The sequence below is a fragment of the Thalassospira sp. MCCC 1A02898 genome, from assembly GCF_001618185.1.
GTDB lineage: Bacteria > Pseudomonadota > Alphaproteobacteria > Rhodospirillales > Thalassospiraceae > Thalassospira > Thalassospira tepidiphila.
Genome location: NZ_LPXK01000010.1, coordinates 135,791 through 160,760, shown reverse-complemented (window position 1 = coordinate 160,760; position 24,970 = coordinate 135,791). Strand labels below are relative to the sequence as shown.

Below are 24,970 nucleotides of genomic sequence, written 5' to 3'. Positions count from 1 at the left end.
TTTTTGCGTTCCTTGTATTGCGAAATGGTCACAAACCGCGCTATGCAAAGGATTGAGCCTGATTGCATAATCTCTGCAAGGAGTAGGACGTCCTGATCAACAGGATGACTTATATGTTTCTAGCTTTTCTGTGATCGGACAAAAAGGGGTATAGATCAATAACTGTCTGGTATTTTAGGATCCAATGATGCATCGACAACCATGCCAGACAAGAGAAGTTATTGATATCGCTGCATATGACATCGGGAACACAAGGTAAAATGAGTGCGCCACGTTAAGACCTTTGCCGGATGGCTGGCGCTGACTTTATCAGCCATCGTCCTGTTTGTCGGCGTATTTGCAGCAGTCACGATCTGGCGGCTGTCCCAGGAACCTGTGTCCCTGCATCGTCTGACCCCTTATCTGGTTGATCATCTCAACAAATCGATGGGCAATAACCGGCTGGCAATCGGCGACGTCGTTCTGCGCTGGCGCGGCTGGGACGAAAAGTTTGATGTCGGTTTGCGCAACGTCAGCATCTTTGGCCCCGATGATCAGGAAATGCTTCACGTCCCCGAAGCCGATGTCGTGTTTTCCAGCAAGGCGCTGTTTGAAGGCGTGCTTGCCCTGCGCGAGCTTAATCTGATCGGCCCGCGCATTCGCCTTGAACGGCGGGCCGATGGCACGATTGATGTCGGCTATGTCGCCGAAGAAACCGCCGCAGATGTCACAAACCAGTCGGAAAATACGCGCAGCGATGACGGTGCGGCAACCGGGCAAAGTTATGACAAGGGGCGCGGGGCCTCGGTTACGATTGAGCTCCCCGATGCACCGGGCGTGAATGCCGATCAACTTGCGCCAGAACCTGAAGACGCTGCGGGTGAAGGTGAAACTGTCGAACGTTCCGGCAATACGGTCCTGCAGGATGTGTTTGCCATTCTTTCGGGCGAACGCACAGATATCCCGGCGGCGGCCTATTTCGAAAGTTTCGGGGTGGTGAATGCCGATCTTGAAGTGCGCGATGACAAGATCGGCATTGTCTGGGCGGCACCGCAGGCCGATATTTTGCTGTCGCGCCGGGCATTCGGGATCGGTGCGGAAGCCTCGATGCAGGTCAGTGCCGGGGATATATCCACACAGGTGCGTGTCACCGGCGATTACAGCATCGAAACCGATCAGGTCGATCTTGAGGCCGAAATTGGCGAGGTGCAGCTTGCCGATCTTGTCAGCATCTCGGATCTGTTTGAACAACTGCGCGATGCCTATGTTCCGGTTTCCGGAAAGCTGCGCGCAAGCTTTGATGCGAAGGGCGAATTGCTTACGGCGGCCACTGACCTGTCAGTTGGCAGTGGCGTGATCACCTTCCCCGACGAAATACGGGCGACCTACCGGGTTTCGGACGGACAAATTGTCACAAGCTATGTGCCCGGTCGCTTCAGCATTGATGATGTCGTGCTGAATGTTGGCGATGCCTCCGCCAAACTTCAGGGGGTCGTGCTTGACCCGTTCGGGCAGTGGCAAGTCAATCTTGATGCGTCTGCCAAGAACGTCGCAACCAACGATCTGGACCGTCTCTGGCCCGAAGGGGTCGGTGTGGATGCGCGGACCTGGGTCGTCACCAACCTGTCCGAGGGGATTGTTCATCAGGCAACCTTGCACACCGAACTGCGCCAGGACGATGCGGGCGAGGTCATTGTTGATGATCTTGGTGGTCAGATGACGATGTCCGGTGTGACCGTGCATTATCTTGGTGAAATGCCGGAAGTGCATAATTCCGCCGGGCGTGCCGAATTTGATGAAACCAGTTTCAGCATCTTTGTGAATACCGGCGAGGCCGATGGCATTCAGGTAACCGATGCCAGCATCATTTTCACCAAACTTGATGAACCAACCCCCTATGCCGATATCGAAATCGTCGCACAGGGAAGCGCGCGCAAGGCACTTGAACTGATCGAGGCAAAACCGCTTGGCTTTGCCACCCGGCTTGGTATCGACCCGGCCCAGATCAGTGGTGAACAGGCAACCCGTGTGCGCCTGCATTTCCCGTTGCTTCGCGATGTGACGTTTGACGATGTTGATGTCGCAGCGGCTTCACGCATTGAAAAGGCCGGGATCGTTGGTGCCTTTCGTGGCATGGATGTCACCGCAGGCAGCTTTGAATTACAGGTCAACACCAAGGGGCTTGAACTTGGCGGCACGGCCACGATTGGCAACGGCAAGACCAATATCAACTGGGTCGAAACCTTTGCGCAAGAGGCTGAGGTCCGAAGCCGCTATAACCTGTCGGGCGATCTTGATCTTGCCGTTTTGCCCGATATCGAACTTGATCCCGGCCCCTACCTGAAAGGCATGGCGAAGGGGGAGCTTGATATCCGCGTCGGCTCGGATCAGGTTCGTTTGGTCGGTGACGTTGATTTGACCAGTTCGGCGATTTCGGTTCCGCTTGAAAAAGTGGGATATCGCAAGGAGCCCGGTGCAAATGCTGCGGCGAAGTTTGATGTTGCCGTAATGTTTGATGGCGGTGGAGTGCTTGACAGTTTCTCACTGATTGCACCCGCCCTTGAGGCAACGGGACGTGGCAACTGGCGCGGTGATAACGCCATGGCCGACAAATGGTTTGTCGAGCTGCAAGATACCCGTTTTCGCGAAAATATTGACCTTTCCGGCACCATCCGCATGGAAGAAGGCGACCGATTGCTGGTCGATCTGCAGGGTGCGCAATTCGATTTGCGTCCCTTCCTTGAAGATGACGCATCCGTTGAAGCGCCCGCGGACGGCGAACCGGATGAACAGAGCTATCTTGTGACGCTGGAAGCTGGCGGTTTCTTGCTTAAGGGGGCTGAGCCATTGCTAAATGATGGCAAGATCACCTTGCGTCAGGAAACCGACAAGCGCGAACTGGAAATCTCGGCGCGCCAGTTGATCGCGACCCCATGGATCGTCGGTGACGAACAAAGCAATGACGACGCAGGCAAAGCCGCGTCGGAAACGAATACCGGTGGCATTGGCGAGCGTGCCGAGCGAACCGGCGGCACAACCGAAGTGTTCCTGAATATCGAACAGATGGTAATGGCCAACGGTGAACTTCTGGCCGATCTGCGCGGATCGATCCATACGGTTGGGCAGGAATGGGACCGTCTTGTTTTGAACGGTGCATTTGGTGACCGGGCCAATGTGTTTGTGCAAGTCGCCCGCGAAGACTTCCAGACCCGCAAGGTCACAATGACCAGCGAGGATGCCGGGCGTTTCCTGCGTGCGGTTGATATGTATGAAAATCTTCTGGGCGGACGCCTGACCATTGAAGGCACGGTCGATGAACGCGATATCGCCCAACCCTTCACCGGTCAGGTCACGGTCAATGAATTCCGTGTGGTCAATGCGCCGATTGCGGCCCGCGTGCTCAGTGCCGCGTCGCTGACCGGGCTTGGCGATGTGTTGCAAGGCAATGGCATCGCCTTTACCGAAATGAACGGCGACTTCACCTATGTCAATGATGTGCTGTCGCTGTCAAAGGTGGCGGCAAACGGCGCAGCTGTCGGGGTCACCGCCAATGGATCGATTGATTTGGCCAAATCGGAAATCCGACTGGCCGGGTCGATCGTGCCGATTTACGCGCTGAATTCCGCGCTGGGTGCCATTCCGATCCTTGGCGACATTCTGGTCGGCGAAGAGGGCGGTGGCATATTTGCCCCGACCTACACAGTGGAAGGCGATCTGAACGACCCCAGCATTACGGTCAATCCGCTATCGACCTTTGTGCCTGGCGTGTTCCGCAACCTGATCACCGGTGCCGAGCCGGGCTAAGTCGGCAACCAGTTACGAAAAAAGCCCCGCACGATGATCGGCGGGGCTTTTGTTTTTCTGCGGGTCTTCTTTGATCAGACCGGCTTGATCAGGACGTGGCGTTTCTTGCCGGCAGATACCTTGATCACACCATCTGCATTAACCGCATCGGCGGTGATATTGGCGTTCTCGTCGCTGACTTTTTCGTCATTGATCTTGGCACCGCCACCCTTGATCAGACGACGTGCATCACCGCCCGATTTGGCAAGGTCGGCACGACGGAAAAGATCAAAGGCCGGAATACCGGCATCAAGATCGGCCTTGGCGACTTCCACGGTCGGAAGATCGTCGGCCAGAACACCCTCTTCAAAGGTCTTGCGCGCCGTTTCAGCCGCCGCAAGGGCTGCTTCTTCACCGCGGCAAAGTTTGACCGCCTCGAATGCCAGAACTTTCTTGGCTTCGTTAATCTGCGATCCTTCAAGCTTGGCGTATTCTTCGATCTGATCGAGCGACATCTCGGTGAACAGACGCATGAACTTGATCACGTCGGCATCTTCGGTGTTCCGCCAGAACTGGTAGTAGTCATAAGACGACAGGCGTTCTTCGTTCAGCCAGACAGCGCCAGCCGCGGTCTTGCCCATCTTGGCACCCGATGCGGTGGTCATTAGCGGGGTCGTCAGGCCAAACAGCGATTTCTCATCAACGCGGCGACCAAGCTCAACACCATTGACGATGTTGCCCCACTGATCCGATCCGCCCATCTGAAGCGTGCAGCCATAGTTGCGGTTCAGTTCGACAAAGTCGTAGGCTTGCAGGATCATGTAGTTGAATTCAAGGAAGCTCAGCGACTGTTCACGTTCCAGACGCAGCTTGACCGAGTCAAAGGCCAGCATGCGATTGACCGAGAAATGGCGACCGAAATCACGCAGGAATTCGATGTAGTTCAGCTTGTCCAGCCAGTCGGCATTGTTGACCATGACCGCATCGGTCGGGCCATCGCCAAACGTCAGGAACTGCTGGAATACCTTTTTGATGCCAGCCATGTTGGCTTCGATGATTTCATCGGTCAGAACCGGACGTGCATCATCGCGGCCGGTCGGGTCCCCAACGCGGGTGGTGCCGCCGCCCATCAGGACAATCGGTTTGTGGCCGGTTTTCTGCAGCCAGCGCAACATCATGATCGACACAAGCGATCCGACATGCAGGCTGTCTGCAGTGCAGTCATAACCCACATAGCACACCACCGTATTTTCCGATGCATAGGCATCAAGGCCTTCAAGATCAGTACATTGGTGGATGTAACCGCGGTCATTCATGACGCGGAGAAAATCAGACTTCAGTTCAGTCATGGTTTTTGCGCTATGTTGGTTGTGATAGAAAATTTGATCCGCCATTTTGTGCGGAGGCGATGATCTAGCACAGAAAACATCCGCTCGGCAACGCATCGGCGAACAGATCTGCCATACGGGTAACGAATTCGCGATAATTTCCTTTTAGGCTGCTCAAAACCAACAGCGATCGCGCACGGAGCACGACATGAGACACGGCTGGATAACAGCAATCGGCATGATGAGTGGCACCTCTCTTGACGGGGTGGACGCAGCCCTCATTGAAACCGATGGCATCGAAGTGCGCCGCACCGGGCAATCTGTTTTTGTGCCTTATGCGCCGGAATTGCGCGAACGCATGCGGGCCTGTTTTGGCAATCGCAGTGCGACCAACACCGAACATGTCGTTGCCGATGATCTGACACAGGTACATGTTGACGCTGTTAACATGCTGATGGATAAATCCGGTATGTCGGCCGCCGACATTGGCGTGATCGGCTTTCATGGGCAGACCGTGTTTCATGAACCGGCATCGGGGCTGACGCGCCAGATCGGAACGCCGCATATGCTTGCGGAAAAAACCGGTATCCCGGTGGTGGCCGATTTCAGATTGGCCGATGTCGCCGCCGGTGGGGAGGGTGCGCCACTGGCGCCTGTTTATCACGCCGCCCTGATCAAAAGTGCCGGTGTGGAGTTGCCCGTGGCAGTTCTGAATATCGGCGGGGTTTCCAACGTTACCTATATCGACGGGGATGACGCATTGCTGGCCTTTGACTGTGGGCCGGGCAATGCGCGGATTGATGACTGGATATTGCGCCATACCGGCAATCCGGTTGATCTGAACGGCGCAACGGCGGCCTCGGGCACCGGTGACCCGATGGTCGAGGTCAAATTCATTGAAGACCCGTATTTTGACCGCAACCCGCCGAAATCACTGGACCGCGAAGATATGGCGGCACGGATCGACGGGCTGGTGGTTGAGGCCAAGCTTAATGTATCCGACGGGGCGGCAACGCTTGCCAATTGCACGGTGGCGGCCATCGTTGCCGGGGTAAACCATCTGCCAGCCGCGCCCAAAGGCTGGTTTGTCTGCGGTGGCGGGCGGCACAACAATTATATCATGGAAACACTCGCAACCCGCCTTGGGGTGCCGGTGCAATCTGTTGACGTGCTTGATTGGGATGGTGATGCGGTCGAGGCCGAATGTTTTGGCTTCCTGGCCGTGCGCCATTTGCGTGACTTGCCGCTCAGCTTCCCGGGAACCACGGGCGTGCCCGAACCCTGTTGTGGCGGCAAGCTGTATCCAACAAAAAAGGCCGCCTGATCAGGCGGCCTTTTATTTGTGTGGTCAGGCTGCGGGCGGTTTAAGCGCCGCGCTTGTCCAGATAAGCAATTGAATGCTTGATCACTTCGTCTTGCTGTTTGGCAAAATAGTGATCGGCACCGTCAATCGCGCACATGTCAACTTCAATGCCTTTCTGGGCATTCAGCTTGTCGGCAAGCTTGTTGACCGAGGCGACCGGAATGTTGGTGTCCTGGGTGCCGTGGATCAGAATGCCGGATGACGGGCAGGGGGCAAGGAAGGTGAAGTCATGTTCACTTGCCGGGGCTGCGACCGAAATAAATCCGTCAATTTCCGGGCGGCGCATCAAAAGCTGCATGCCGATCCAGGAACCGAATGAATAACCGGCAACCCAGGTTGCACGTGCATTGGCGTTATAGGTCTGCATCCAGTCAAGCGCGGATGCCGCATCAGACAGTTCGCCGATCCCCTGATCGAATACGCCCTGCGAGCGGCCGACGCCACGGAAGTTGAACCGCATGACGGAATAGCCGCGATCCTTGAACATGTTGAACATGTTGAAGCACAACTTGTTGTTCATTGTGCCACCCTGTTGCGGGTTCGGATGGAGGATAAGTGCGATGGGCGAATCGTCAGCGCCGTTATGGTGGTAGCGACCTTCAAGGCGACCTTCGGGGCCGTTAAAAATGACCTCAGGCATGGATCAGACTGCTCCTGTCCACGAATGGAAAGATGTGTGTAACAAAAATATCCGAGTGTTTTTGTAAGTTTTTTCGTGTTTGCGCATAAATTGCTTTGGGCAAATACTTGACCAAGTTACTCGGTTATCCTATATTCCGGCTAACCCGATGGTGCCTGTCGAACCCGACAATTGCTTATGTGCAAGGACGGGGCTGGGCGTGGCTGCCGGGAATCGAAGGTACTAATTACACAGTGGACCGCCCCATGTTCAAGCTAATTCGTCAGGAAATTGACGCGATGATCGCCCGTGACCCTGCGGCGCGATCCCGTTGGGAAGTCGTGATCAGCTATCCGGCGTTTCATGCGATCATGGGCTATCGCGGGACACATTGGCTGTGGCAGCGCGGTTTTCGCCTGACGGCACGCTTCCTGTCGCAGATATTGCGCTGGTTGACCGGGATCGAAATTCACCCGGGTGCGACGATTGGCAAGCGCTTCTTTATTGACCATGGCATGGGTGTCGTGATCGGCGAAACCGCCGAGATCGGCGATGATGTCACACTTTATCAAGGCGTTACCCTTGGCGGGACTTCGCCAAGTGTCAACAGCGACGGCCAGCGCGGCCTGAAACGTCACCCGACCCTTGAGGATGGCGTGATCGTCGGGTCCGGCGCGCAAATCCTTGGGCCATTTACCGTGCGCAAGAATGCACGTGTTGGCGGCAACGCCGTGGTTCTGGGTGAAGTGCCCGAAGGTGCGACCGTTGTTGGCATTCCGGCCAAGATCGTCCGCCGTGAACAGGATGACCGGTTCTGTGCCTATGGGACGCCGCTTGGCGATCTGCCTGATCCGGTTGCCCGTGCGCTTGAAGAACTTGGCCGTGAGGTCGAAACGCTGCGCAACAAGGTGGTCGCCCTTGAGGGTGAAAAGGCCTCATCTGACGCCGCTCCGGAAAAGCCGCGTATCGTCGCATCATCGGAATAGAATTACGCGCCACCGCGCAACATGAATGAAAAGCCCGCTCGGGGTTAACCCCAAAGCAAGGCAGGAGGACGCACCGTGAAGCTGAGTACCAAAGGCCGCTATGCCGTTATGGCGATGGTCGATCTCGCTGAAAGCAGCAAGGACCGACCGGTCGCGCTTGCAGATATTGCGGACCGCCAGGAAATTTCGCTTTCTTATCTTGAACAGCTGTTTGGCAAATTGCGCAAGGGCGGTCTGGTCCGTTCGGTGCGCGGCCCGGGTGGCGGATATTTGCTTGCACGCAATGCCACTGAAACCCGTGTTGCCGATGTCATTCTGGCGGTTGATGAACCAATCCGTGCAACCCGTTGCAAGTCCGGTTCGCCCAAGGGCTGCAAGACCAACAAGGGCCGTTGTCTGACCCACGAACTGTGGGAAGAACTCGGCAACCAGATTTATCTTTATCTGGCCTCTGTCAGTCTTGCCGATGTGGTGGATCGCAACGTGGCCGGGACGCTTCGGACTTTCCCGGGTAAAACGACCCAGATCGAAGAGCCGTCACAGGTTGCGGCACAGTAGTTGGTCCTCTATATCGAGGGCAGATGCGAATAAGGATGATTTTAAACTGATGACCGACCAGGTTTATCTCGACTACAACGCCAGCGCGCCGCTTTGCGAAGATGCAAAGCAGGCCATGATCGCTGCGATGGATGTTGCAGGTAATCCGTCTTCGGTTCATGCCAGTGGCCGTGCGGCCCGCAAGGTCGTTGATCATGCAAGACGCACCATTGCCGATTTGCTGGGCGGTGATTCAGAACGGATCATCTTCACCAGCGGCGGCACCGAGGCCAACAATCTGGCGCTGAACGGGTTGGAAGATGTCACCGTATTTACCAGTGCGGTCGAACATCCTTCGGTCATCGAAGCAAGACCGGACGCCAAACGCATCCCCGTGGATCAAAATGGCGTGATTGACCTGAATGCCCTTGAAATGATGCTGAAAAACGCATCTGACGCCGGGCAGAAGGTTCTGGTTTCGGTCATGCTGGCCAATAACGAAACCGGCGTTATTCAGCCGGTTGCCAAGGTTGGTCTGTTGGCGCGCGAATATGGTGCCAAGGTCCATTGCGACGCTGTTCAGGCGCTGGGCCGGTTGCCGGTTGATATGGGGCGCTTGCTGGTCGATATGGTGTCGATCTCGGCCCACAAGATCGGCGGTCCAAAAGGAATTGGCGCGCTGGCGATTGCGCCGGGCGTGATGCTGGTCCCCCAGATCCGGGGCGGCGGGCAGGAAAAATACCGCCGTGGTGGCACGGAAAACGTTGTCGGGATTGCAGGCTTTGATGCCGCAGCCAAACGTGCCGAGGCCAACATGGCAAGGATGGCGGATATCGCGCAGATGCGTGATCGCCTCGAAACGGAATTGGCATCAGAGGCGCCTGAGCTTCTGATCGCCGGCAAGGGAACGGAGCGACTGGTGAATACGAGTTGCCTGATCCTGCCAGGAATACCCGGGGAAACCCAGGTCATGGCAATGGATCTGGCAGGTGTTGCCATCAGTTCGGGATCAGCCTGTTCATCAGGCAAGGTACGTGAAAGCCACGTGCTCAGGGAAATGGGTGTTACCGAGCCCGGATCGGCCATTCGGGTCAGTCTGGGACTGGATAGCACCGACGAAGACATTGATACATTTATCCGCGTTTGGAGCCGGATGAGGGGTAATGCAGCGCGCAAGAAAGCGCGTCACGCTGCCTGAGAAAGAGTGAGGAAGCCTTTAAAATGAACGAGCTTAAAGCAAAGCCGATCTATCTGGACTATCAGGCGACGACGCCGACCGACCCGCGGGTTGTCGAGGCAATGCTGCCGTACTTCACCGAGAAATTCGGTAACCCGCATTCGCGCAACCACAGCTTTGGCTGGGAAGCCGAGGACGCGGTTGAAGTTGCACGCGGTCAGGTTGCCAAGATCATTGGTGCGTCGGCCAAGGAAATCATCTTTACCTCGGGTGCGACGGAGTCAAACAACCTCGCCCTCAAAGGGGTGATGAAGTTCTATGGCAAGAAAAAGCCGCACCTGATCACGGTTGTCACCGAGCATAAATGCGTGCTCGACAGTGCCCGCCACCTTGAGCAGGAAGGTTACAAAGTGACCTATCTTGGCGTTAAGGAAAACGGCCTGATCGACCTTGAAGAACTCAAGGCTGCCATCACCGATGAAACCGCACTCGTGTCCGTCATGGGTGTGAACAATGAAATCGGTGTCATTCAGCCGCTCAAGGAAATCGGTGAAATCTGCCGCGAACGCAAAGTCTTCTTCCATACCGACTGTGCGCAGGCGGTTGGCAAGATCGACCTTGATGTTGATGACATGAAGATCGACCTGATGTCGATTTCCGGTCACAAGATCTATGGCCCGAAAGGCATCGGTGCGCTGTATGTTCGCCGTCGTCCGCGTGTTCGTGTGATCGCACAGATCACCGGTGGTGGTCAGGAACGCGGCATGCGTTCCGGTACGCTTCCGACCCCGCTGATCGTTGGTCTTGGCAAGGCGTGCGACATTCTTAGCAACGAAATGGCCGAAGAAAACGCACGTATCGAGAAGCTGCGTGACTACACGCTTCAGCGTTTCCGTGACCGTCTCGAAGACATCTATGTCAATGGTGACGAACACGTCCGTGTCAGCGGCAACCTGAACATTTCGTTTGCCTATGTCGAAGGTGAAAGCCTTCTGATGGACATCAAGAACATTGCCGTGTCGTCGGGCTCTGCCTGCACCTCGGCGTCGCTGGAACCGTCGTACGTTCTGCGTGCTCTTGGTGTTGACGAAGAATTGGCCCATACATCCCTTCGTATTGGCATTGGTCGCTACACCACCAAGGAAGAGCTTGATGAAGCCGTTGATGCCATCTGCACCGCAGTTGAGCGTCTGCGCGAAATGAGCCCGCTTTGGGAAATGGCGCAGGAAGGCATCGACATCAAGTCGATCGAATGGGCTGAACACTAAGAACGACAACGACCGAAAACGTACTATCGACACATTCGATATGTATTCTGTCTCGTGAGAGAGACTCAGGATTTTTAGGAGGATTCCTATCATGGCTTATAGTGAAAAGCTGATCGACCATTACGAAAACCCGCGCAATGTCGGCTCCATGGACAAAAACGAAACCTCTGTCGGGACCGGCCTTGTCGGCGCACCGGCATGTGGTGACGTCATGAAGCTGCAGATCAAAGTGACCCCGGAAGGGATCATTGAAGACGCGAAGTTCAAGACCTTTGGCTGTGGTTCGGCGATTGCATCAAGCTCGCTGATCACCGAATGGGTCAAGGGCAAGTCGCTTGACGAAGCGGGTTCGATCAAAAACTCGCAGATTGCCGAGGAACTTGCACTTCCGCCGGTCAAGATCCACTGCTCGATCCTGGCTGAAGACGCGATCAAAGCCGCAATCAGCGACTACAAAACCAAAAACGGCGCAGCGGAAGTGGACGCTGCTGAATAAGCAGCGCCCACTCCCCATCGTTTTCGGAATCTTGGGAGAATAAAATGGCTCTACCGTCACCAATTTCTGTCACACCGGTCGCTCTTGATCACATCAAGGCGCTGCTTGATAGCCGCGGGAAACCTTCGCACGGCATTCGGCTTGGTGTGCGCAGCAAAGGGTGCTCGGGCCTGTCCTACACGCTGGAATATGCCGATGGTGCCGATGGCTTCGAAGAAGTCGTCGAACTTGACGACGGCGTGAGAATCCTGATCGACCCCAAAGCCATCATGTTCGTGCTTGGCACAGAGATGGATTACGAGGTCAACACGATGGAGGAAGGCTTTGTTTTCCGGAACCCCAACGAAAAAGGTCGTTGTGGTTGCGGGGAATCCTTCCACGTTTGATCAGGCCGGGCTTTCCCTGCTTTCTGAATGGTTATGGCCCTGGCGAGATCGCCGGGGCCATCGCCTGAAAAGGGTGATGTGACCAGGTGATGGTCATGTATCGCCTTTTGAACTGATTTGTTTTTGTCTTTTAATCCTCGGAAGTGCATCGCGTGAGCAACACCGAACAATCTGCGCACAAGGTTTGCTGGTCCTGTAAGGGGCCGGTCGCCGCAAGCGCACTGTTTTGCGAAACCTGCAACGCCATTCAGGCCCCCGGCCAGCTGGATCATTTTACCCGCTTTGGTCTGGAGCGTTCCTTTGACGTTGATGTCGATGCGATGGAAGCGACTTACCTTAAGCAGCAACAAAAGCTCCATCCTGACCGGTTCGCGTCCAAATCCGGCCGTGAACAGGCCCTGTCATCGCAACAGGCCGCCAGCCTGAATGAAGCTTTCGAGACGCTGAAAAATCCGGTCGCGCGCGCACATTATATGCTGCGTCAGGCCGGGCACGAGCCAGAAGGCGGCGAAGGCCATACCGTCAATGATCCGGAACTTCTGACGGAAGCGATGGAAATGCGTGAAGCCCTTGACGATGCCAAGGATAAAATCACCATCGATGCCATCATCAAGGACACCCGCAAACAGGCGCGTGCCTGTGAAAATGATCTGGGTGCTGCCTTTGACAGCCAATCCTTTGACGCGGCCAAGAAACTGGCCACCCGTTTAAGATATCTGATGAAAATGACCGAGGAAGCGCGCGCGAAGAAATCGCGCCTTGCCGCTGCCTGATCATAGAAAAAACTGGACGAAAGAATGGCTCTGCTAAAAATCCACGAACCGGGCGAAACACCCCTCCCGCATGAGGACGAACGCCAGATCGCTGTCGGGATCGATCTTGGAACCACCAACTCGGTGGTTGCAATCTCGAACTCGGAAAAGCCTGAAGTTCTGCGCGATAAATCCGGTGGCAATGCGATTGTGCCCTCTGTCGTCTATTACGGCGATGACACGCCGGTTGTCGGCGAAGCCGCCCGTGATCAGATCAACTCAGACGCCAGCCGTGTTGTTTCATCGGTCAAACGTTTGATGGGCCGTGGTCTTGAAGACGTCAAATCGGTTGCCGGCACGCTACCGTATCACGTCGAAATCCCGGAAAAATCCGAAACCGAAAACGGCGAACCGATGATGGTGCGCCTCAATGTCGGTAATCGGGTTTTAACCCCGGTCGAGGTTTCGGCAGATATCCTGCGCGCACTGCGTGCCCGTGCGGAAGAAAGCCTTGATAAGCCGGTTGAAAAGGCCGTGATCACGGTCCCGGCCTATTTCGATGATGGGGCGCGTACCGCGACCAAGGATGCGGCCAAACTGGCCGGTCTGGAAGTCCTGCGTCTGGTCAATGAACCGACTGCTGCCGCCTTGGCCTATGGCCTCGATAATGGGGCAGAGGGGCTTTATGCCGTCTATGACCTTGGCGGCGGGACCTTTGATATCTCGCTTCTGAAAATGCAAAAGGGCGTCTTCCAGGTGAAGGCGACCGGTGGTGATGCTGCCCTTGGTGGAGATGATTTCGATCATGCCATTGCAGAACACCTTCTGGCGGAACGCAAGGATGGTGGTGCGACCGATGATCTTGACGCATCGGACGCCAAACGCCTGCTAAAGGCCGCCCGCACGGTCAAGGAAAGCCTGACCGATCAGGACAGTGTCGAAGTCACAGTGGCCCTCAATGGCACGGACACCAAACACACCGTAACGCGTGATCAGTTTGATGCGATGATCGCCAAGCTGGTTGCCCGCACGGCCGCCATCACCGAACAGGTGCTTGATGACGCCGACGTCCTGCCCGAAGACGTCAAGGGTGTCGTGCTGGTCGGTGGCTCTACCCGGGTGCCAGCCGTGCGCAAGGCGGTGGCCGATCTGTTTGAACAGGAACCGCTGTCAGATATCGACCCGGACGAGGTCGTCGCGCTTGGTGCGGCGCTTCAGGCAGAGGCTTTGACGGGCGGCTCGGACAACCTTCTTCTGGATGTCACGCCGCTGTCGCTTGGTCTCGAGACCATGGGCGGGATTGTTGAAAAGGTCATTGACCGCAACACCCCGATCCCGGTCACCAAGGCACAGGAATTCACCACCTATCAGGATGGTCAGTCGGCCATGATGATCCATGTGGTTCAGGGCGAACGCGAAATGGTTGATCAGTGCCGCTCGCTTGCGCGCTTTGCCCTGACCGGTATTCCGTCGATGGCAGCTGGCGCTGCACGTATCCGCGTGCAGTTCAATGTCGATGCCGACGGCCTTCTGACCGTCTCGGCCCGCGAAGAAACCACCGGGACTGAACAGGAAGTCGCGGTTAAGCCGACCTATGGCATCAATGAGTCTGATATGGCGACCATGCTGCGCGATAGCATGGTGCATGCCCGCGAAGACATGGAAATGCGTGTCCTGACCGAGGCCCGCGTCGAAGCACGTCGCAATATCCTGGCGGTCAATGCCGCGATGGATGCCGACCGTGCGCTTCTGACCAACGAAGACGAGGCCAACATCAAACAGGCCATTGCCAATCTTGAAACGGCCGCCGCAGGCGATAACCGCGATGCGATCAATGACGCCGCCGAGGCGCTTGAAAATGCATCCCGCCCGTTTGCCGAGGCCCGTATGGATAGCCGGATCCGCCAGGCACTTGCCGGGCAAAATGTCGATGAAGTTCACTAGGAAGTGAATTAATCGACACCGGTGGAATTGACAAACCGGCGAACTGCGGCGATTGTCCCCGACAACCGCCAAGGTCAGGCCGGATAAGCGACCCGTATCGCGGGGCGCATAAACAGAGATCGAACGAAAAGTATTACCGAGGAGAAAGGCACAAATGCCTAAGATCGTTTTTGTCGAGCCGGATGGCACCGAAAAGGAATTCGAAGTCGCCGACGGCCTGTCTGTTCTGGAAGCTGCCCACAAGAACGGCATTGACCTTGAAGGTGCTTGCGAAGGTTCGCTGGCATGTTCGACCTGCCACGTCATCCTTGAAGATGACTGGTTTGACAAGCTTGATGAACCGTCCGAAGACGAAGAAGACATGCTTGACCTTGCCTTTGGTCTGACCGAGACCTCGCGTCTTGGCTGCCAGATCATCATGAGCGACGAGCTCGACGGTCTGCGTGTCAAACTTCCGTCCGCGACCCGCAACATGATGGTCGACAAGTAAGTTTCACCTTCTGCTGACCGGGCGCATTGCCGCCCGGTGTCAAAGGAGACGGATATGCGTTGGACAGACATTCAGGACATCGCGATCGAGCTTGAGGAAGCCCATCCGGACAAGGATAACCTCAACCTTCGCTTTACCGACCTGCACAAATGGGTCACCGAGCTTGAAGGTTTTGAAGACGATCCTTCGAAGTCGAACGAGAAGATTCTCGAAGCCATCCAGATGGCCTGGATCGACGAGCGCGACGACTGATTTCGATGAGTGTGATGTGCGCCAAACGGCCTGCACCCTGATCACGAAAATGCGGACCAGCCTGCAACACGCGGGCTGGTCCGTTTTTGTTTGAGCCACCATGAGTAAACAGGGAAGGGACCAGCATGAGCAAACCCGCCACCTTCACCGACATCATCCCCGTCGACAGTCTGTTTGGCAAATTGCGCACCTGCGCGCCCGAAGCCTGGCAAAGCTATGTCTGCCATGACTTCGTCAAGCAGCTTGGCAACGGCACATTGCCCGAGGCCGCGTTCAAGCATTACCTCATTCAGGATTACCTGTTCCTGATCCAGTTTGCGCGCGCCTATGCGCTGGCGGCCTATAAGGCCGAAGACCTGCATGCCATGCGCCAGTTTTCCGGCACCGTGCATGCCATCCTTGATATGGAAATGAGCCTGCATCTCGACTTCTGCAAAGGCTGGGGGCTGTCGGAGGCCGATATCGTCGCAGAGGCCGAGGCACGGGCGTGCATCACCTATACCCGCTATGTGCTTGATCGTGGTCATCAGGGGGACGTGGTGGACCTGCAGGTGGCCCTGATGCCCTGTATGGTGGGCTATGCTGAAATCGCAAACCGCCTGATGGCAAGTTCTGATACTGTGCTTGACGGCAATCCGTACCGGGCATGGATTGAAATGTATGCGTCCGACGAATTCCAGGACGTGGCAAAGGCCGAGATCGAGTTGCTTGAACACACAGTTGCCACGCGCGGCGGGCATCGCCGCCTCGAAGGACTGGTGGAGACCTTTACCATGGCAAGCCGCCTTGAAGCTGATTTTTGGCAGATGGGACTTGATCTGGCAAAATAGGCCAAGATCGCCTATATAAGCCCGAACGATATTTTGCGGGTGGCGGGTGCGCCGCCCGTTGCCTTTTTGGATTAACCTCTTGTCGCCGTGGCCTTGACCCACGGATGGGTGAGAAACATGAACTCTCTTGGCTTTGATAAAGCCCCGGAAGATACCCGCGTGGTTGTTGCCATGTCGGGCGGGGTTGATAGCTCTGCCGTTGCAGCCCTTCTGAAATCAGAAGGCTATGACGTGGTGGGCATCACGCTTCAGCTTTATGATATGGGGGCGAATGCGCCCACCCGTGCGAAATCCTGCTGTGCCGGGCGCGATATTTACGATGCGCGCAAAGTGGCCGAGGATATCGACATTCCCTATTACGTGCTCGATTACGAATCACGCTTCCGCGAAGAAGTGATCGATGATTTTGCCGACAGCTACATGCGCGGCGAAACCCCGATCCCGTGCGTGAAATGCAATCAGACCGTCAAGTTCCGCGATCTGCTTGAAACGTCCTATGACTTGGGCGCCGATTGCATGGCGACCGGCCATTATGTGCAGCGTAAACTGGGTGCTAATGGCCGGGCCGAACTGCACCGTGCCGCCGATCCCAACCGCGATCAAAGCTACTTCCTGTTCACAACGACCCAGGAACAGCTTGATTTCCTGCGCTTCCCGTTGGGTCATTTGATGAGCAAGGCCGAAACCCGTGCGCTTGCCGCCAAGTTCGGCCTTGAAGTCGCTGACAAGCCCGACAGTCAGGACATCTGCTTTGTCCCGGATGGCAAATATGCCCGTCTGGTCGAAAAACTGCGTCCCGAGGCCGGCGAGCCGGGCGAGATCGTTGATCTTGATGGCAATGTGCTGGGCGATCATCGCGGCCTGATCCACTACACGGTCGGGCAGCGGCGTGGCCTTAATATCGGCGGCACGGCAGAGCCGCTTTATGTCGTCAAACTCTCGCCCGAAAAGCGTCAGGTCATTGTCGGGCCGAAGGCGGCTTTGGCGAAGAAACTGGTCTATGTCCGCGAGCTGAACTGGCTTGATGGCGATCAGATCGATGAAAACGGCGTTGAGGTCGAAGTCAAACTGCGCTCGGCCATGCAGCCGACCACGGCAACCGTCTACCCCGAGGCATCTGGCGAGGCCCGCATTGAACTGCACGATGCCCAGTTCGGTATTGCACCGGGGCAGGCCGGTGTCTTCTATCAGGGCGAACGCGTGCTTGGCGGTGGCTGGATCACCCGCGAAGAGCTGATCGGCAACACGGCAAGTGCTGCCTGATCGGGATTGCCCGATTAACGAATAGGACGGGCGAGGGCGCATGTTCCTCGCCCGTTGGTTTTACTAAGATGTTTTTTGACAAAATCGTCAAAAAGGCGCTTGACGGGGACGGCTCCCTGACTTAAAAACCGCCTCGTTCCAAGCGCACCGGAACACCACAAAATTCCTTGTGGCCGAGTAGCTCAGCTGGTTAGAGCAGCGGAATCATAATCCGCGTGTCGGGGGTTCAAGTCCCTCCTCGGCTACCACCTTTACAGTGCATTGCGCTGAAACCTCGCCCGATGGAAGTCCGGCGAGGTTTTTTAATGCTTCGAGGATGCCAAAGACTTCGACGCGGGTTTCGCGTTTCTGGTCGGTCGGGTGGACTTCGATGTGATCGATCAGGGACCGGATCAGGTTGGTGGCTTCGGCCCGGTTGGGGGCGTCTGTGGTGCGGATGGTTTCGGCCAGTTCGGTCACCGCGCGCTTGTAATCGTCAAGGGCATTGGGGTGGATTTCGATCACCGGGCCGTCATCGGCATCGCGCAGTTTGCGTTCAACCTCCGCCAGATCATCTTCCAGTTCGGCAAGCTTGTTCACAAGTGCTGTTGAATCGGGCCGGTTGGCGATGGCGTTGACCATGTTTTCGATCTGGCCGCGAAGTGTCGTGCGTTTCTTGGTATAGGTTTGCAGGTTGGCGCGGGCCAGTTTGCGCAGCCTGGCGCGTTCCTTGTGGTATTCTTCAATCGCCGCCTCGATCGCGGCGGGGGTCAGAAGCTTTTCTCGCAGGCCATCAAACACCCGCTTTTCCAAATCTTCCATCTTGATGCGGTGTGCATTGTCACAGGTGCCGCGTTCGCGCCTGGCGCTGCAACCCAGGGCCGTGCGGTTGATGATGGTGAAGGATCCGCCGCATGATCCGCAGCGCACCAGCCCGGAAAGCGGGTGTTTGGGGCGGCGTTTCTTGGAGACGGTGTACAGTTCGCTGATCGCGGCTTTGCGCGCCTGCGCCTTGTCCCATACATCCCGATCGACAATCGCCAGTTCGGGGATCTCGGTCACCACCCAGTCGGTCGGCAGGTTGGGGCGACTGATGCGTTTGCCGGTGTCAGGATGCTTGATCATCTGCACCCGGTTATAAATCTGAAACCCGATATAGAGTTCATTGAACAGCATGCCGTGATGGCGGGCCTTGTTGCCATTGATCGTGCTGGCCGTCCATTGTCCGCCGGTCGGGCCGGGAATGCCGTCATCGTTCAAGCCCTGGGCGATCGCGCGCGGGCTGACATTGTTGGCATATTGGCGAAATATCCGGCGGATGACCTTTGCCTGGTCTTCGTTAATCCGGCGTTTGCCCCGGATCGCCTTGCCATCCGCGCCGATTTCATGAAACGTGTCATAGCCATAACAGCGCCCGCCGGGGTTGCTTCCGGCCTTGGCGCGTGCCGTGGTGCCGCGCCGGATCTTAAGCGCCAAATTCTTAAGGAACATGGCCGACATCGTGCCCTTAAGGCCGATATGCATTTCATTGATTTCACCATCGGCCACGGTCAATATCTTGACCTGGTGATAGGTCAGTTGTTTGTAGATCGCGGCAATGTGTTCCTGATCGCGCGAAAGCCGGTCAAGGTCTTCGGCGAAGACCGCGTCAAACTTCCCGCCCTTGGCATCAGAGACAAGCTGGTTGATCTGGGGCCGGTTTGCCATATGCGCGCCCGAGATGGCGTAATCGGCATAAACGCCGGCGTCAGTGCCGCCAAACCGTTTTGCCATCACGTCACGACATAGCGCGACCTGATCATCGATCGAGCGTTCATCCTGCAAATCCGATGAATAGCGGGCATAGATGGCAATACGCATGGCGATGGCCCTAGTTCTCGTTGGCCGGTTTCGGCAGGGATTCGGCGTTATGATGCGCCAAGGCCATCGCGCGCGCAATGGCCCGCGCCAGATCAAGGACGGCTTGTTCGTCCTGATCTGGCTTTACAGCTTCGGTTGGCTGGCGGGCTGTCTTCATCCTATCCCTCCGTTAAACATCGGCCTCGGGTGACCTCGCGTTTGCTGGCGTCCAGAAATCCGGATACCTTCACATCGCGTTTGTCGATCACTTCAAAGCCGTTCGGGCACATCCCGTATTTTGCGACTTCTTCATTCAGCCACCGTTCCCGGTCGGCATCGGAATACCCCGCGATCACGAGTGCGTCATAGACAAACTCTGTGTCGCTGATCGGGGTAAAGCGCGTGTGCGCATAGCGGTCCTGGCTTTCACACCCCGTCATCATCACGCCCCCGGCGATCACCGCTATTGCTGTCATCCAAGCTTGATTTCGCATTGCAACCTTCCTTGATAATTGTGCCGATCACCACAACGACTGGTCGAACAAGGTTGCGCGGTTTTGACGGTTTTGCAAGATAGCAACGATCAAACCAGTTTGGTGCGGGCGGGGTGTCTTCGATGGTAAATCGGGCCGGGCCGTTGCCATCTGCGACCGGAATGGCAATGACATCGCGGTGCTGGGCCGGTTGCGCATCGGTAAAATCAATCAGCACCGGCACACCGCGTATCATGAAAAGCGCCTGGCCATCGGCAAGTTTTGGCAGGCCGGGATCATTGGCCGGCAGCAACGTGGTCGGTTCAATCGCATAGTCGGACAACGGGCGATCATGGCCCGCCAGCCGATCTGCCCGGATCTGGGCGACCAGCGCATCACGCACCGCGCCAAAGCGGGTCTGCAATATCTGGCTGGCGCGCGAATTGATGTCGCGCATTTCGCCCCGCGTCGGCGTCCAGCGTGGCAGGCGGATTGGCCGGTGTGCGAGCGGGTTGCGGCCCGTCCGGTCATTCATCCAGTCATAGACCCAGTTCACCACTTGCACGGCAAATTTCGGTGATATCCATTGCGCCAGGTGCAAGGCGACCTTTGGGTGTACCCATGTGCCTTGTTTAAAGCTGGCGGAATTTCCCTTTTTCGAGATCACAAGTTGTGATGCCGGAATTCCGGTATCACTCGCAAGCGCCTGCAGAAAGTCTTCTGTTGTCGCGTTTGCGCGGTAGTGGTCCCATCGCTTGCCGCCTGCTTGGCACATCGCGGTCGCGTGGATGTATCCATCTTCCTTGCGCTGGCAGATGGTTTTGTTGTCGATGGTGTGCGGGATCAGTTGGGTGTTCATGGTTTTGGTCCTTTGTATAGATGGACCCGAACACCCCTCGCCAAAAGGGTGGCCGGGCAACAACAGGTTGGCGAACCGGTACAAAGGGACCGGCAGACCCGAAGGTCTCCCATTGCGCCCGACCATAAGAAAAACCGCACTGCAAGATGCAAGGCGCGGTTCGAGCGCCTTTGTTTCCGGGTCGCCAAACCCGGTCATGGATGCGTCCATGACAACCGGGATGCTACGCCGATCTTTTGGTGCGGTCAAGAATGTCATGCCTCAACCTCAAACCCCGCCGCTTCGACAGCGGCGATCATGTCGCGCTTTTCAAGCTCCATCGTGTCCGGATCGATGTCCGCCCATGTCGGCCCCTCAAACCCGGAAAATTCCTTGATGTGCCGTTGCTTGCTGTTAAATCGGGCCTCGGCCATCGTTGCGATCTTTTCCTTGGTGAGCTTGCCGGAATGCCCAAGTAATTGACGCCACAGGCACCGCCCGATTCCTATCTTAACCTCTGGTCGGTTTCCGTACTTTGGAACCTCACGATACGGCACCGCTGCCATGCGCTGTGTCATGCTGCGTCCCCTTTGTCTGAAAGGTATTTGAGGTAGCTGTGGAAATCATCGAAACACTCGCCGCAATCGAGGTAATCCAAATAGCGCCGCTGTGATCTGGTGAGTTTGCGCGGGTTTCCGATGTCGTGGTACTCGACTTCGCTGGTCGGGTGGCATGGCTTCACGACGCCCGGCTTATCGGCATCGAAGTTGACGCCGATATAGTGGCCTTTGTCTTGAATGATGGTTCCCGGTTTGCCTGAGACGGTAACGCGGCGGCCATAGCAGGCCGGGACATCGTAATGTTCGCGCACATACGAAAAGTCGGTCATGCTGCTGTTTCCTTTTTCTCGGTGTCATTGGCCGGGGCAAAGAGGGAGGTTGGCTTGACGTTTGCGCGGACGATGGCGGCGGCCAAGGGTGGGCAGACAGAGTTGCCGCATTTGGCGACCTGCTGGCTTTTGCTGAATTTGAAGCCGTCGGCCTCCGGGTTATCGCCAATCTTGTAATCGGCGGGGAAGCCTTGGGCGGCATACAGTTCGCGCGGCGTCAACATCCGCATGCCGATATCAACAATCTGATATTCTTCGCCTTTGATGGTGACCAGTCCGAACCGTTCCTTTGATGTGACGGTGCCAAGAGGGTCGTCGCAAACCTGACCCTCGCCAGTGCCATAGTATTTCATCAGGAAGGCGCGCACTTCGCCAAGGTGGAAGCCGCCGGCAGTGACGGTTGGAACCGGTTCTGTTACGGGCTGCCCGTGCTGGCAGGTGCCGCGCAGTTTGATCAGGTTGGATGACACAACACCAAGCGGGTTTGCGCCGCCTGGTCGGGTCATCTTGCCGCCGCTGGTGACGGTGGCTAGGGGGTCGGTTGCAGCGTGACCGGTCGCGCCGTTGCGAAACTTTGTGACGTGGGCTGCGATAAGGCCCTGCTGTGACCCGGTGTTGGTGACGGTCGAAAGTGGTGCGTCTGCCGATCGGCTGTCGGCTGATGTGTTGTTGTGCTGTGACAGGTAGGCGCATGACAGCGCCATGCCGCCACCCTTTGGTGTAGCAGTGACGGTGCGCAGCGGTTCATCGACCGGCATGGTGCCGGTTGGGCTGCTGCTGTGTTGAACGTGTTGCACGAAGGGTTGCACAAGTCCTTTTGTGCTGCTGCTGGCGGTCACGGTTCCCAGTGGCTTGTCGAGCGCATGAATGCCTTTGCCCCATCGTTTGACCTTGCCATCCGGGGATGCTTCGCCGTGCGCCAGTTCGGCAAGATATGGTTGCACCACGCCATGCCCATCGCGCGCCGCCGTGACGGTGTTGAACGGTTGATCAATGCCTTGGCCCCGGAAGGTATCGCCGCCATGATTGACGGTTACAACGAACGGATCGGCAGCGTCAAAGACGAACTTCTGCAGGCCGCGCGCGATACGCTTCATGGTGTTTTCCGCCAATGGCCGTTTCAGGCGGCGTTTTTTGGCTTCGTCTGGTGCCATGAAGATAGACGGGCAGGGCAGCGACCAGTCGATGATATCGGCTGCGACCGGCCAAGGTTTCAGTTTGCGTTTTTTTACAGCATCCGATTTCGGGTCACCATGGGTTGGTGTTGGCTTGACGATCGGCAGACCGTCGCACCGTGCGACAAGGAATAGGCGCTTTCTGATCGTGGGCACGCCATAGTCGCATCCGCGCAAAACCCAGTATTCGACCTTATAGCCAAGGCGTTCCATCTGGCTGATCCAGTGGTCGAAAATCTTGCCTTTGCGGGCCTTGCAGGGCTGCCCATCTTTGGTCAGCGGCCCCCAGTCGCGGAACTCCTCGACATTCTCAAGGCAGACGACGCGCGGACGCACGCGCGCCATCCATTTGATCACGACCCATGCAAGGCCCCGGATCTTCTTTGACCGGGGTTTGCCGCCCTTTGCCTTTGAATGGTGGGTGCAATCGGGCGAGAACCAAGCAAGGGCCACGCGCCGCCCTTTGCAAACCGATTCCGGATCGACGGCAAAGACATCCTCGCACAGATGGCGGGTGTGCGGGTGGTTGGCGGTGTGCATCTTGATGGCGTTATCGTCATGGTTCACCGCGATATTCACCGGGCGGCCCAGCGCCATTTCAATGCCGGTGGAAGCGCCGCCGCCGCCCGCAAAGAAATCCAGCACAAGTTCATCGTCAAGGTGCCATTGGGTTATTTTGTTCATCACACCACCTCACAATCTGCATTGCGGTTGGGGAAGGTGAGTTGGGAGAGGGTGACCCATGCGGCACTGGTGCCGGGATCGCCCTCGCCATAGGCGAACTTGACCAGGATGCGCTTGGCATCAAGGGCCACGGTGCAGCGTGCCGGTTTGATGGTGCCGAGAAGGTCGGCGCGCTGCCCGCAATTGGGGCCGATCACGACATAGATGGCCTCATTGGCGGCGGGCAGGGCAATACATTCTGTGGCTAGTCCTGCGGCGTGGCGCTTGGCGCGATCATCCAGGACATCCTTGGGGGTGTGGAGGTTGATCGGGCCGCCGTGGATATCGTTGGCGGGGCGGGTTGCCTTGACGCCGGGGACAGGTGCGATGACAGGACGACTGCCGATCGGGATATGCTTGAAGTTGGTCGGTTCCATGGGTCTTTTCCTTGCAGGCTGATGGCGGCCTGCTGCCCGAGCACAAGGGCCATCAGGGCAGCGCAGCCAAACAGCAGAATTACGGAAGGGCGCGGCATCAGGCGGCGTCCGTTGGTTTGAGTGATTCACGCGCGGCAACGATGTTCATCCAGATGCGCTCTGCCAGTGCTTGGTAGGCTTCGTTCTCGACGCCCGTCAAAACAGATGTCAGGAACGCAGCGTCATCCTCGGCGAGGGACAAGAGTTCGTCCGTTGTTGGCTTCGGATGCAGATCAACAACGTTGCTCATTGGTCTTTGTCCGGCGTGATGGAAACAACCTTCTGGCCCTTGCTTTTGCGCACGAGGTCAAGACGGCCTTGGCCGTTCTGGCGGTCGTTATGTTCGGCAACCAGTTCGCTGCCGGTTTCGCGCATGAAGCGGTCAGCGAAGTCGCGCGGGAACAGCCAGACGTTGGAATGCGGGCACCGCCGGACCTGAGCCGGTGGGTTTCCTTGCAGGGCCATGGCGCGGAGCCGCGACCCGATCTTGCGGTTAAGCCCGCCCCGGCCTTTCTGAACGGCCTTGTGTTCGATCAGAAGTTCGCGCACCGAGACATATTCAAGCGCCGCCACGCGGGCCGATGTGCCCAGCATCATGTCGCGGACCTGCTGGGCCAAGGTCAGTATCGCTGTGTCCTGTGCTTCGATGCGGGGCGTTACCAGAGTGTTGATTTGGTGCATCACGACGTTCTTGACGATGCCGCCAATCTCTTTCTTGACCTCGTTGGTGATGCAGTGGATGACGCCGGAAAGATGCCCCTGTAGCGCTGCTTCCATCGCATTGAACTGTTGAATGTAGGCTTCGCGCAGTACGGCGGCCTGTTTGCCGGTGAAGCCCATCACCAGAAGCCAAAAGCCATCCTTGGCAAGATCATAAGACTTGCGGGTTTTGCCTTGCCCGTCCTGATATTCAGCCAACGCAAAATTGCGTTGGCGGAGTTCCGCGCTGCATTCGAGGTTGTCAATCGAGCGAAGAACATCAGCGTGGCGTTTGCCAAAGAAGGCCGCAATGTCGCGGCTGTTCGTCATCACCTGACCGTTCTTGTTGAAAACGGATGGCTGAGACGGATTGTCATTGAAAGCCTTTGGTAGTGCATTCATCGCAAAAACACCCTTTGATGGTTGATGATGCCAGCAGGGTGTCGTTAATATTCGTAATTGTCAACGACTAATTCGGATCAAATG

The 24,970-nt window shown here is 56.8% G+C and carries 26 protein-coding genes, 1 tRNA gene and 1 pseudogene; 16 read left to right on the top strand and 12 right to left on the bottom strand.

The annotated features are described in order from the left end of the window. Positions 1 to 264 precede the first annotated feature (264 nt). Complete coding sequence (locus tag AUQ41_RS09895; protein WP_063088294.1) at positions 265 to 3,783, top strand: AsmA-like C-terminal domain-containing protein; 3,519 nt, start codon at positions 265 to 267, stop codon at positions 3,781 to 3,783. Positions 3,784 to 3,857: 74 nt separating this feature from the next. Here AUQ41_RS09895 and tyrS read toward each other — a convergent pair whose 3' ends face one another. Next, positions 3,858 to 5,111, bottom strand: coding sequence for a tyrosine--tRNA ligase (gene tyrS / locus AUQ41_RS09890; RefSeq protein WP_063088482.1), 1,254 nt, complete (start codon positions 5,109 to 5,111; stop codon positions 3,858 to 3,860). Between the two features lie 187 nt (positions 5,112 to 5,298). Between tyrS and AUQ41_RS09885 the strand changes: the two genes are divergently transcribed. Next, complete coding sequence (locus AUQ41_RS09885; protein ID WP_063088293.1) at positions 5,299 to 6,414, top strand: anhydro-N-acetylmuramic acid kinase; 1,116 nt, start codon at positions 5,299 to 5,301, stop codon at positions 6,412 to 6,414. 40 nt (positions 6,415 to 6,454) lie between these two features. Here AUQ41_RS09885 and AUQ41_RS09880 read toward each other — a convergent pair whose 3' ends face one another. Further along, positions 6,455 to 7,093, bottom strand: a complete 639-nt coding sequence (locus AUQ41_RS09880) for an alpha/beta hydrolase (protein WP_008890643.1) — start codon at positions 7,091 to 7,093, stop codon at positions 6,455 to 6,457. A 245-nt stretch (positions 7,094 to 7,338) separates the two neighbouring features. Here AUQ41_RS09880 and cysE point away from each other — a divergent pair, with 245 nt between their 5' ends. The 14 genes from cysE to AUQ41_RS21185 all read left to right on the top strand — a co-directional run bounded on the left by cysE (position 7,339) and on the right by AUQ41_RS21185 (position 18,044). Further along, on the top strand, positions 7,339 to 8,058 hold the full coding sequence (gene cysE, locus AUQ41_RS09875; protein ID WP_083952909.1) for a serine O-acetyltransferase: 720 nt from the start codon (positions 7,339 to 7,341) through the stop codon (positions 8,056 to 8,058). Between the two features lie 75 nt (positions 8,059 to 8,133). Continuing rightward, the gene (locus AUQ41_RS09870) at positions 8,134 to 8,616 is read left to right on the top strand and encodes an Rrf2 family transcriptional regulator (RefSeq protein ID WP_008890645.1); all 483 of its coding nucleotides are present in this window, start codon (positions 8,134 to 8,136) and stop codon (positions 8,614 to 8,616) included. Positions 8,617 to 8,665: 49 nt separating this feature from the next. Then, the gene (locus AUQ41_RS09865) at positions 8,666 to 9,793 is read left to right on the top strand and encodes a cysteine desulfurase family protein (RefSeq protein ID WP_063088291.1); all 1,128 of its coding nucleotides are present in this window, start codon (positions 8,666 to 8,668) and stop codon (positions 9,791 to 9,793) included. Between the two features lie 23 nt (positions 9,794 to 9,816). After that, positions 9,817 to 11,040 carry an IscS subfamily cysteine desulfurase gene (locus tag AUQ41_RS09860; protein WP_063088290.1) on the top strand — a complete coding sequence of 408 codons (1,224 nt, stop codon included), beginning with the start codon at positions 9,817 to 9,819 and terminating at the stop codon, positions 11,038 to 11,040. A 91-nt stretch (positions 11,041 to 11,131) separates the two neighbouring features. After that, complete coding sequence (iscU, locus tag AUQ41_RS09855) at positions 11,132 to 11,536, top strand: Fe-S cluster assembly scaffold IscU (RefSeq protein WP_008890648.1); 405 nt, start codon at positions 11,132 to 11,134, stop codon at positions 11,534 to 11,536. A 44-nt stretch (positions 11,537 to 11,580) separates the two neighbouring features. Then, a complete protein-coding gene (locus AUQ41_RS09850) occupies positions 11,581 to 11,922 on the top strand; it encodes an iron-sulfur cluster assembly accessory protein (RefSeq protein ID WP_008890649.1) in 342 nt (113 codons plus the stop codon). A gap of 152 nt (positions 11,923 to 12,074) precedes the next feature. Further along, positions 12,075 to 12,695 carry a Fe-S protein assembly co-chaperone HscB gene (hscB, locus tag AUQ41_RS09845; protein WP_063088289.1) on the top strand — a complete coding sequence of 207 codons (621 nt, stop codon included), beginning with the start codon at positions 12,075 to 12,077 and terminating at the stop codon, positions 12,693 to 12,695. A 24-nt stretch (positions 12,696 to 12,719) separates the two neighbouring features. Next, the gene (gene hscA, locus AUQ41_RS09840; protein WP_063088288.1) at positions 12,720 to 14,618 is read left to right on the top strand and encodes a Fe-S protein assembly chaperone HscA; all 1,899 of its coding nucleotides are present in this window, start codon (positions 12,720 to 12,722) and stop codon (positions 14,616 to 14,618) included. A 154-nt stretch (positions 14,619 to 14,772) separates the two neighbouring features. Next, positions 14,773 to 15,108: a ferredoxin family 2Fe-2S iron-sulfur cluster binding protein gene (locus tag AUQ41_RS09835; protein WP_008890652.1), complete on the top strand. Its 336-nt coding sequence runs from the start codon at positions 14,773 to 14,775 to the stop codon at positions 15,106 to 15,108. A 54-nt stretch (positions 15,109 to 15,162) separates the two neighbouring features. Next, positions 15,163 to 15,360, top strand: coding sequence for a Fe-S cluster assembly protein IscX (gene iscX, locus AUQ41_RS09830; protein WP_008890653.1), 198 nt, complete (start codon positions 15,163 to 15,165; stop codon positions 15,358 to 15,360). A gap of 125 nt (positions 15,361 to 15,485) precedes the next feature. After that, entirely contained in the window at positions 15,486 to 16,190 is a 705-nt protein-coding gene (tenA, locus tag AUQ41_RS09825) for a thiaminase II (RefSeq protein ID WP_063088287.1), read from the top strand. Positions 16,191 to 16,307: 117 nt separating this feature from the next. Then, complete coding sequence (mnmA, locus tag AUQ41_RS09820) at positions 16,308 to 17,453, top strand: tRNA 2-thiouridine(34) synthase MnmA (RefSeq protein WP_008890655.1); 1,146 nt, start codon at positions 16,308 to 16,310, stop codon at positions 17,451 to 17,453. 171 nt (positions 17,454 to 17,624) lie between these two features. Next, positions 17,625 to 17,701 (top strand) — tRNA-Met (locus AUQ41_RS09815). Between the two features lie 124 nt (positions 17,702 to 17,825). After that, complete coding sequence (locus AUQ41_RS21185) at positions 17,826 to 18,044, top strand: hypothetical protein (protein WP_232308359.1); 219 nt, start codon at positions 17,826 to 17,828, stop codon at positions 18,042 to 18,044. Between the two features lie 183 nt (positions 18,045 to 18,227). Here AUQ41_RS21185 and AUQ41_RS21350 read toward each other — a convergent pair. The 10 genes and pseudogenes from AUQ41_RS21350 to AUQ41_RS09760 all read right to left on the bottom strand — a co-directional run. Next, a pseudogene (locus AUQ41_RS21350) lies at positions 18,228 to 19,292 on the bottom strand (recombinase family protein); the annotation flags it as partial. Between the two features lie 10 nt (positions 19,293 to 19,302). Next, on the bottom strand, positions 19,303 to 19,449 hold the full coding sequence (locus AUQ41_RS20705) for a hypothetical protein (protein ID WP_157092645.1): 147 nt from the start codon (positions 19,447 to 19,449) through the stop codon (positions 19,303 to 19,305). Position 19,450: 1 nt separating this feature from the next. Next, positions 19,451 to 19,714: a hypothetical protein gene (locus AUQ41_RS09795; RefSeq protein WP_063088283.1), complete on the bottom strand. Its 264-nt coding sequence runs from the start codon at positions 19,712 to 19,714 to the stop codon at positions 19,451 to 19,453. Further along, entirely contained in the window at positions 19,698 to 20,603 is a 906-nt protein-coding gene (locus AUQ41_RS09790; protein WP_143588790.1) for a KilA-N domain-containing protein, read from the bottom strand. Before AUQ41_RS09790 ends, AUQ41_RS09795 begins: the two co-directional genes overlap by 17 nt. A 254-nt stretch (positions 20,604 to 20,857) precedes the next feature. Further along, positions 20,858 to 21,160: a hypothetical protein gene (locus AUQ41_RS09785; RefSeq protein ID WP_063088281.1), complete on the bottom strand. Its 303-nt coding sequence runs from the start codon at positions 21,158 to 21,160 to the stop codon at positions 20,858 to 20,860. Further along, positions 21,157 to 21,471, bottom strand: coding sequence for a hypothetical protein (locus AUQ41_RS09780; protein ID WP_063088279.1), 315 nt, complete (start codon positions 21,469 to 21,471; stop codon positions 21,157 to 21,159). Before AUQ41_RS09780 ends, AUQ41_RS09785 begins: the two co-directional genes overlap by 4 nt. Further along, a complete protein-coding gene (locus tag AUQ41_RS09775; protein ID WP_063088277.1) occupies positions 21,468 to 23,330 on the bottom strand; it encodes a DNA cytosine methyltransferase in 1,863 nt (620 codons plus the stop codon). The genes AUQ41_RS09780 and AUQ41_RS09775 overlap by 4 nt, the downstream gene beginning before the upstream one ends. After that, entirely contained in the window at positions 23,330 to 23,746 is a 417-nt protein-coding gene (locus AUQ41_RS09770) for a hypothetical protein (protein ID WP_063088275.1), read from the bottom strand. Before AUQ41_RS09770 ends, AUQ41_RS09775 begins: the two co-directional genes overlap by 1 nt. 97 nt (positions 23,747 to 23,843) lie before the next feature. Further along, the gene (locus AUQ41_RS09765) at positions 23,844 to 24,035 is read right to left on the bottom strand and encodes a hypothetical protein (RefSeq protein WP_063088273.1); all 192 of its coding nucleotides are present in this window, start codon (positions 24,033 to 24,035) and stop codon (positions 23,844 to 23,846) included. Next, positions 24,032 to 24,886 carry a Rha family transcriptional regulator gene (locus AUQ41_RS09760; RefSeq protein WP_063088271.1) on the bottom strand — a complete coding sequence of 285 codons (855 nt, stop codon included), beginning with the start codon at positions 24,884 to 24,886 and terminating at the stop codon, positions 24,032 to 24,034. The genes AUQ41_RS09765 and AUQ41_RS09760 overlap by 4 nt, the downstream gene beginning before the upstream one ends. Positions 24,887 to 24,970: the final 84 nt, after the last annotated feature.

Excerpts from the sequence above, each read along its gene's own strand:
- tyrS (WP_063088482.1), bottom strand. The coding sequence starts at position 5,111 with ATGACTGAACTGAAGTCTGATTTTCTCCGCGTCATGAATGACCGCGGT.
- AUQ41_RS09885 (WP_063088293.1), top strand. The coding sequence starts at position 5,299 with ATGAGACACGGCTGGATAACAGCAATCGGCATGATGAGTGGCACCTCT.
- AUQ41_RS09880 (WP_008890643.1), bottom strand. The coding sequence starts at position 7,093 with ATGCCTGAGGTCATTTTTAACGGCCCCGAAGGTCGCCTTGAAGGTCGC.
- cysE (WP_083952909.1), top strand. The coding sequence starts at position 7,339 with ATGTTCAAGCTAATTCGTCAGGAAATTGACGCGATGATCGCCCGTGAC.
- AUQ41_RS09865 (WP_063088291.1), top strand. The coding sequence starts at position 8,666 with ATGACCGACCAGGTTTATCTCGACTACAACGCCAGCGCGCCGCTTTGC.
- AUQ41_RS09860 (WP_063088290.1), top strand. The coding sequence starts at position 9,817 with ATGAACGAGCTTAAAGCAAAGCCGATCTATCTGGACTATCAGGCGACG.
- iscU (WP_008890648.1), top strand. The coding sequence starts at position 11,132 with ATGGCTTATAGTGAAAAGCTGATCGACCATTACGAAAACCCGCGCAAT.
- AUQ41_RS09850 (WP_008890649.1), top strand. The coding sequence starts at position 11,581 with ATGGCTCTACCGTCACCAATTTCTGTCACACCGGTCGCTCTTGATCAC.
- hscA (WP_063088288.1), top strand. The coding sequence starts at position 12,720 with ATGGCTCTGCTAAAAATCCACGAACCGGGCGAAACACCCCTCCCGCAT.
- AUQ41_RS09835 (WP_008890652.1), top strand. The coding sequence starts at position 14,773 with ATGCCTAAGATCGTTTTTGTCGAGCCGGATGGCACCGAAAAGGAATTC.
- iscX (WP_008890653.1), top strand. The coding sequence starts at position 15,163 with ATGCGTTGGACAGACATTCAGGACATCGCGATCGAGCTTGAGGAAGCC.
- tenA (WP_063088287.1), top strand. The coding sequence starts at position 15,486 with ATGAGCAAACCCGCCACCTTCACCGACATCATCCCCGTCGACAGTCTG.
- mnmA (WP_008890655.1), top strand. The coding sequence starts at position 16,308 with ATGAACTCTCTTGGCTTTGATAAAGCCCCGGAAGATACCCGCGTGGTT.
- AUQ41_RS20705 (WP_157092645.1), bottom strand. The coding sequence starts at position 19,449 with ATGAAGACAGCCCGCCAGCCAACCGAAGCTGTAAAGCCAGATCAGGAC.
- AUQ41_RS09795 (WP_063088283.1), bottom strand. The coding sequence starts at position 19,714 with ATGATGACGGGGTGTGAAAGCCAGGACCGCTATGCGCACACGCGCTTT.
- AUQ41_RS09790 (WP_143588790.1), bottom strand. The coding sequence starts at position 20,603 with ATGAACACCCAACTGATCCCGCACACCATCGACAACAAAACCATCTGC.
- AUQ41_RS09785 (WP_063088281.1), bottom strand. The coding sequence starts at position 21,160 with ATGACACAGCGCATGGCAGCGGTGCCGTATCGTGAGGTTCCAAAGTAC.
- AUQ41_RS09780 (WP_063088279.1), bottom strand. The coding sequence starts at position 21,471 with ATGACCGACTTTTCGTATGTGCGCGAACATTACGATGTCCCGGCCTGC.
- AUQ41_RS09775 (WP_063088277.1), bottom strand. The coding sequence starts at position 23,330 with ATGAACAAAATAACCCAATGGCACCTTGACGATGAACTTGTGCTGGAT.
- AUQ41_RS09770 (WP_063088275.1), bottom strand. The coding sequence starts at position 23,746 with ATGGAACCGACCAACTTCAAGCATATCCCGATCGGCAGTCGTCCTGTC.
- AUQ41_RS09765 (WP_063088273.1), bottom strand. The coding sequence starts at position 24,035 with ATGAGCAACGTTGTTGATCTGCATCCGAAGCCAACAACGGACGAACTC.
- AUQ41_RS09760 (WP_063088271.1), bottom strand. The coding sequence starts at position 24,886 with ATGAATGCACTACCAAAGGCTTTCAATGACAATCCGTCTCAGCCATCC.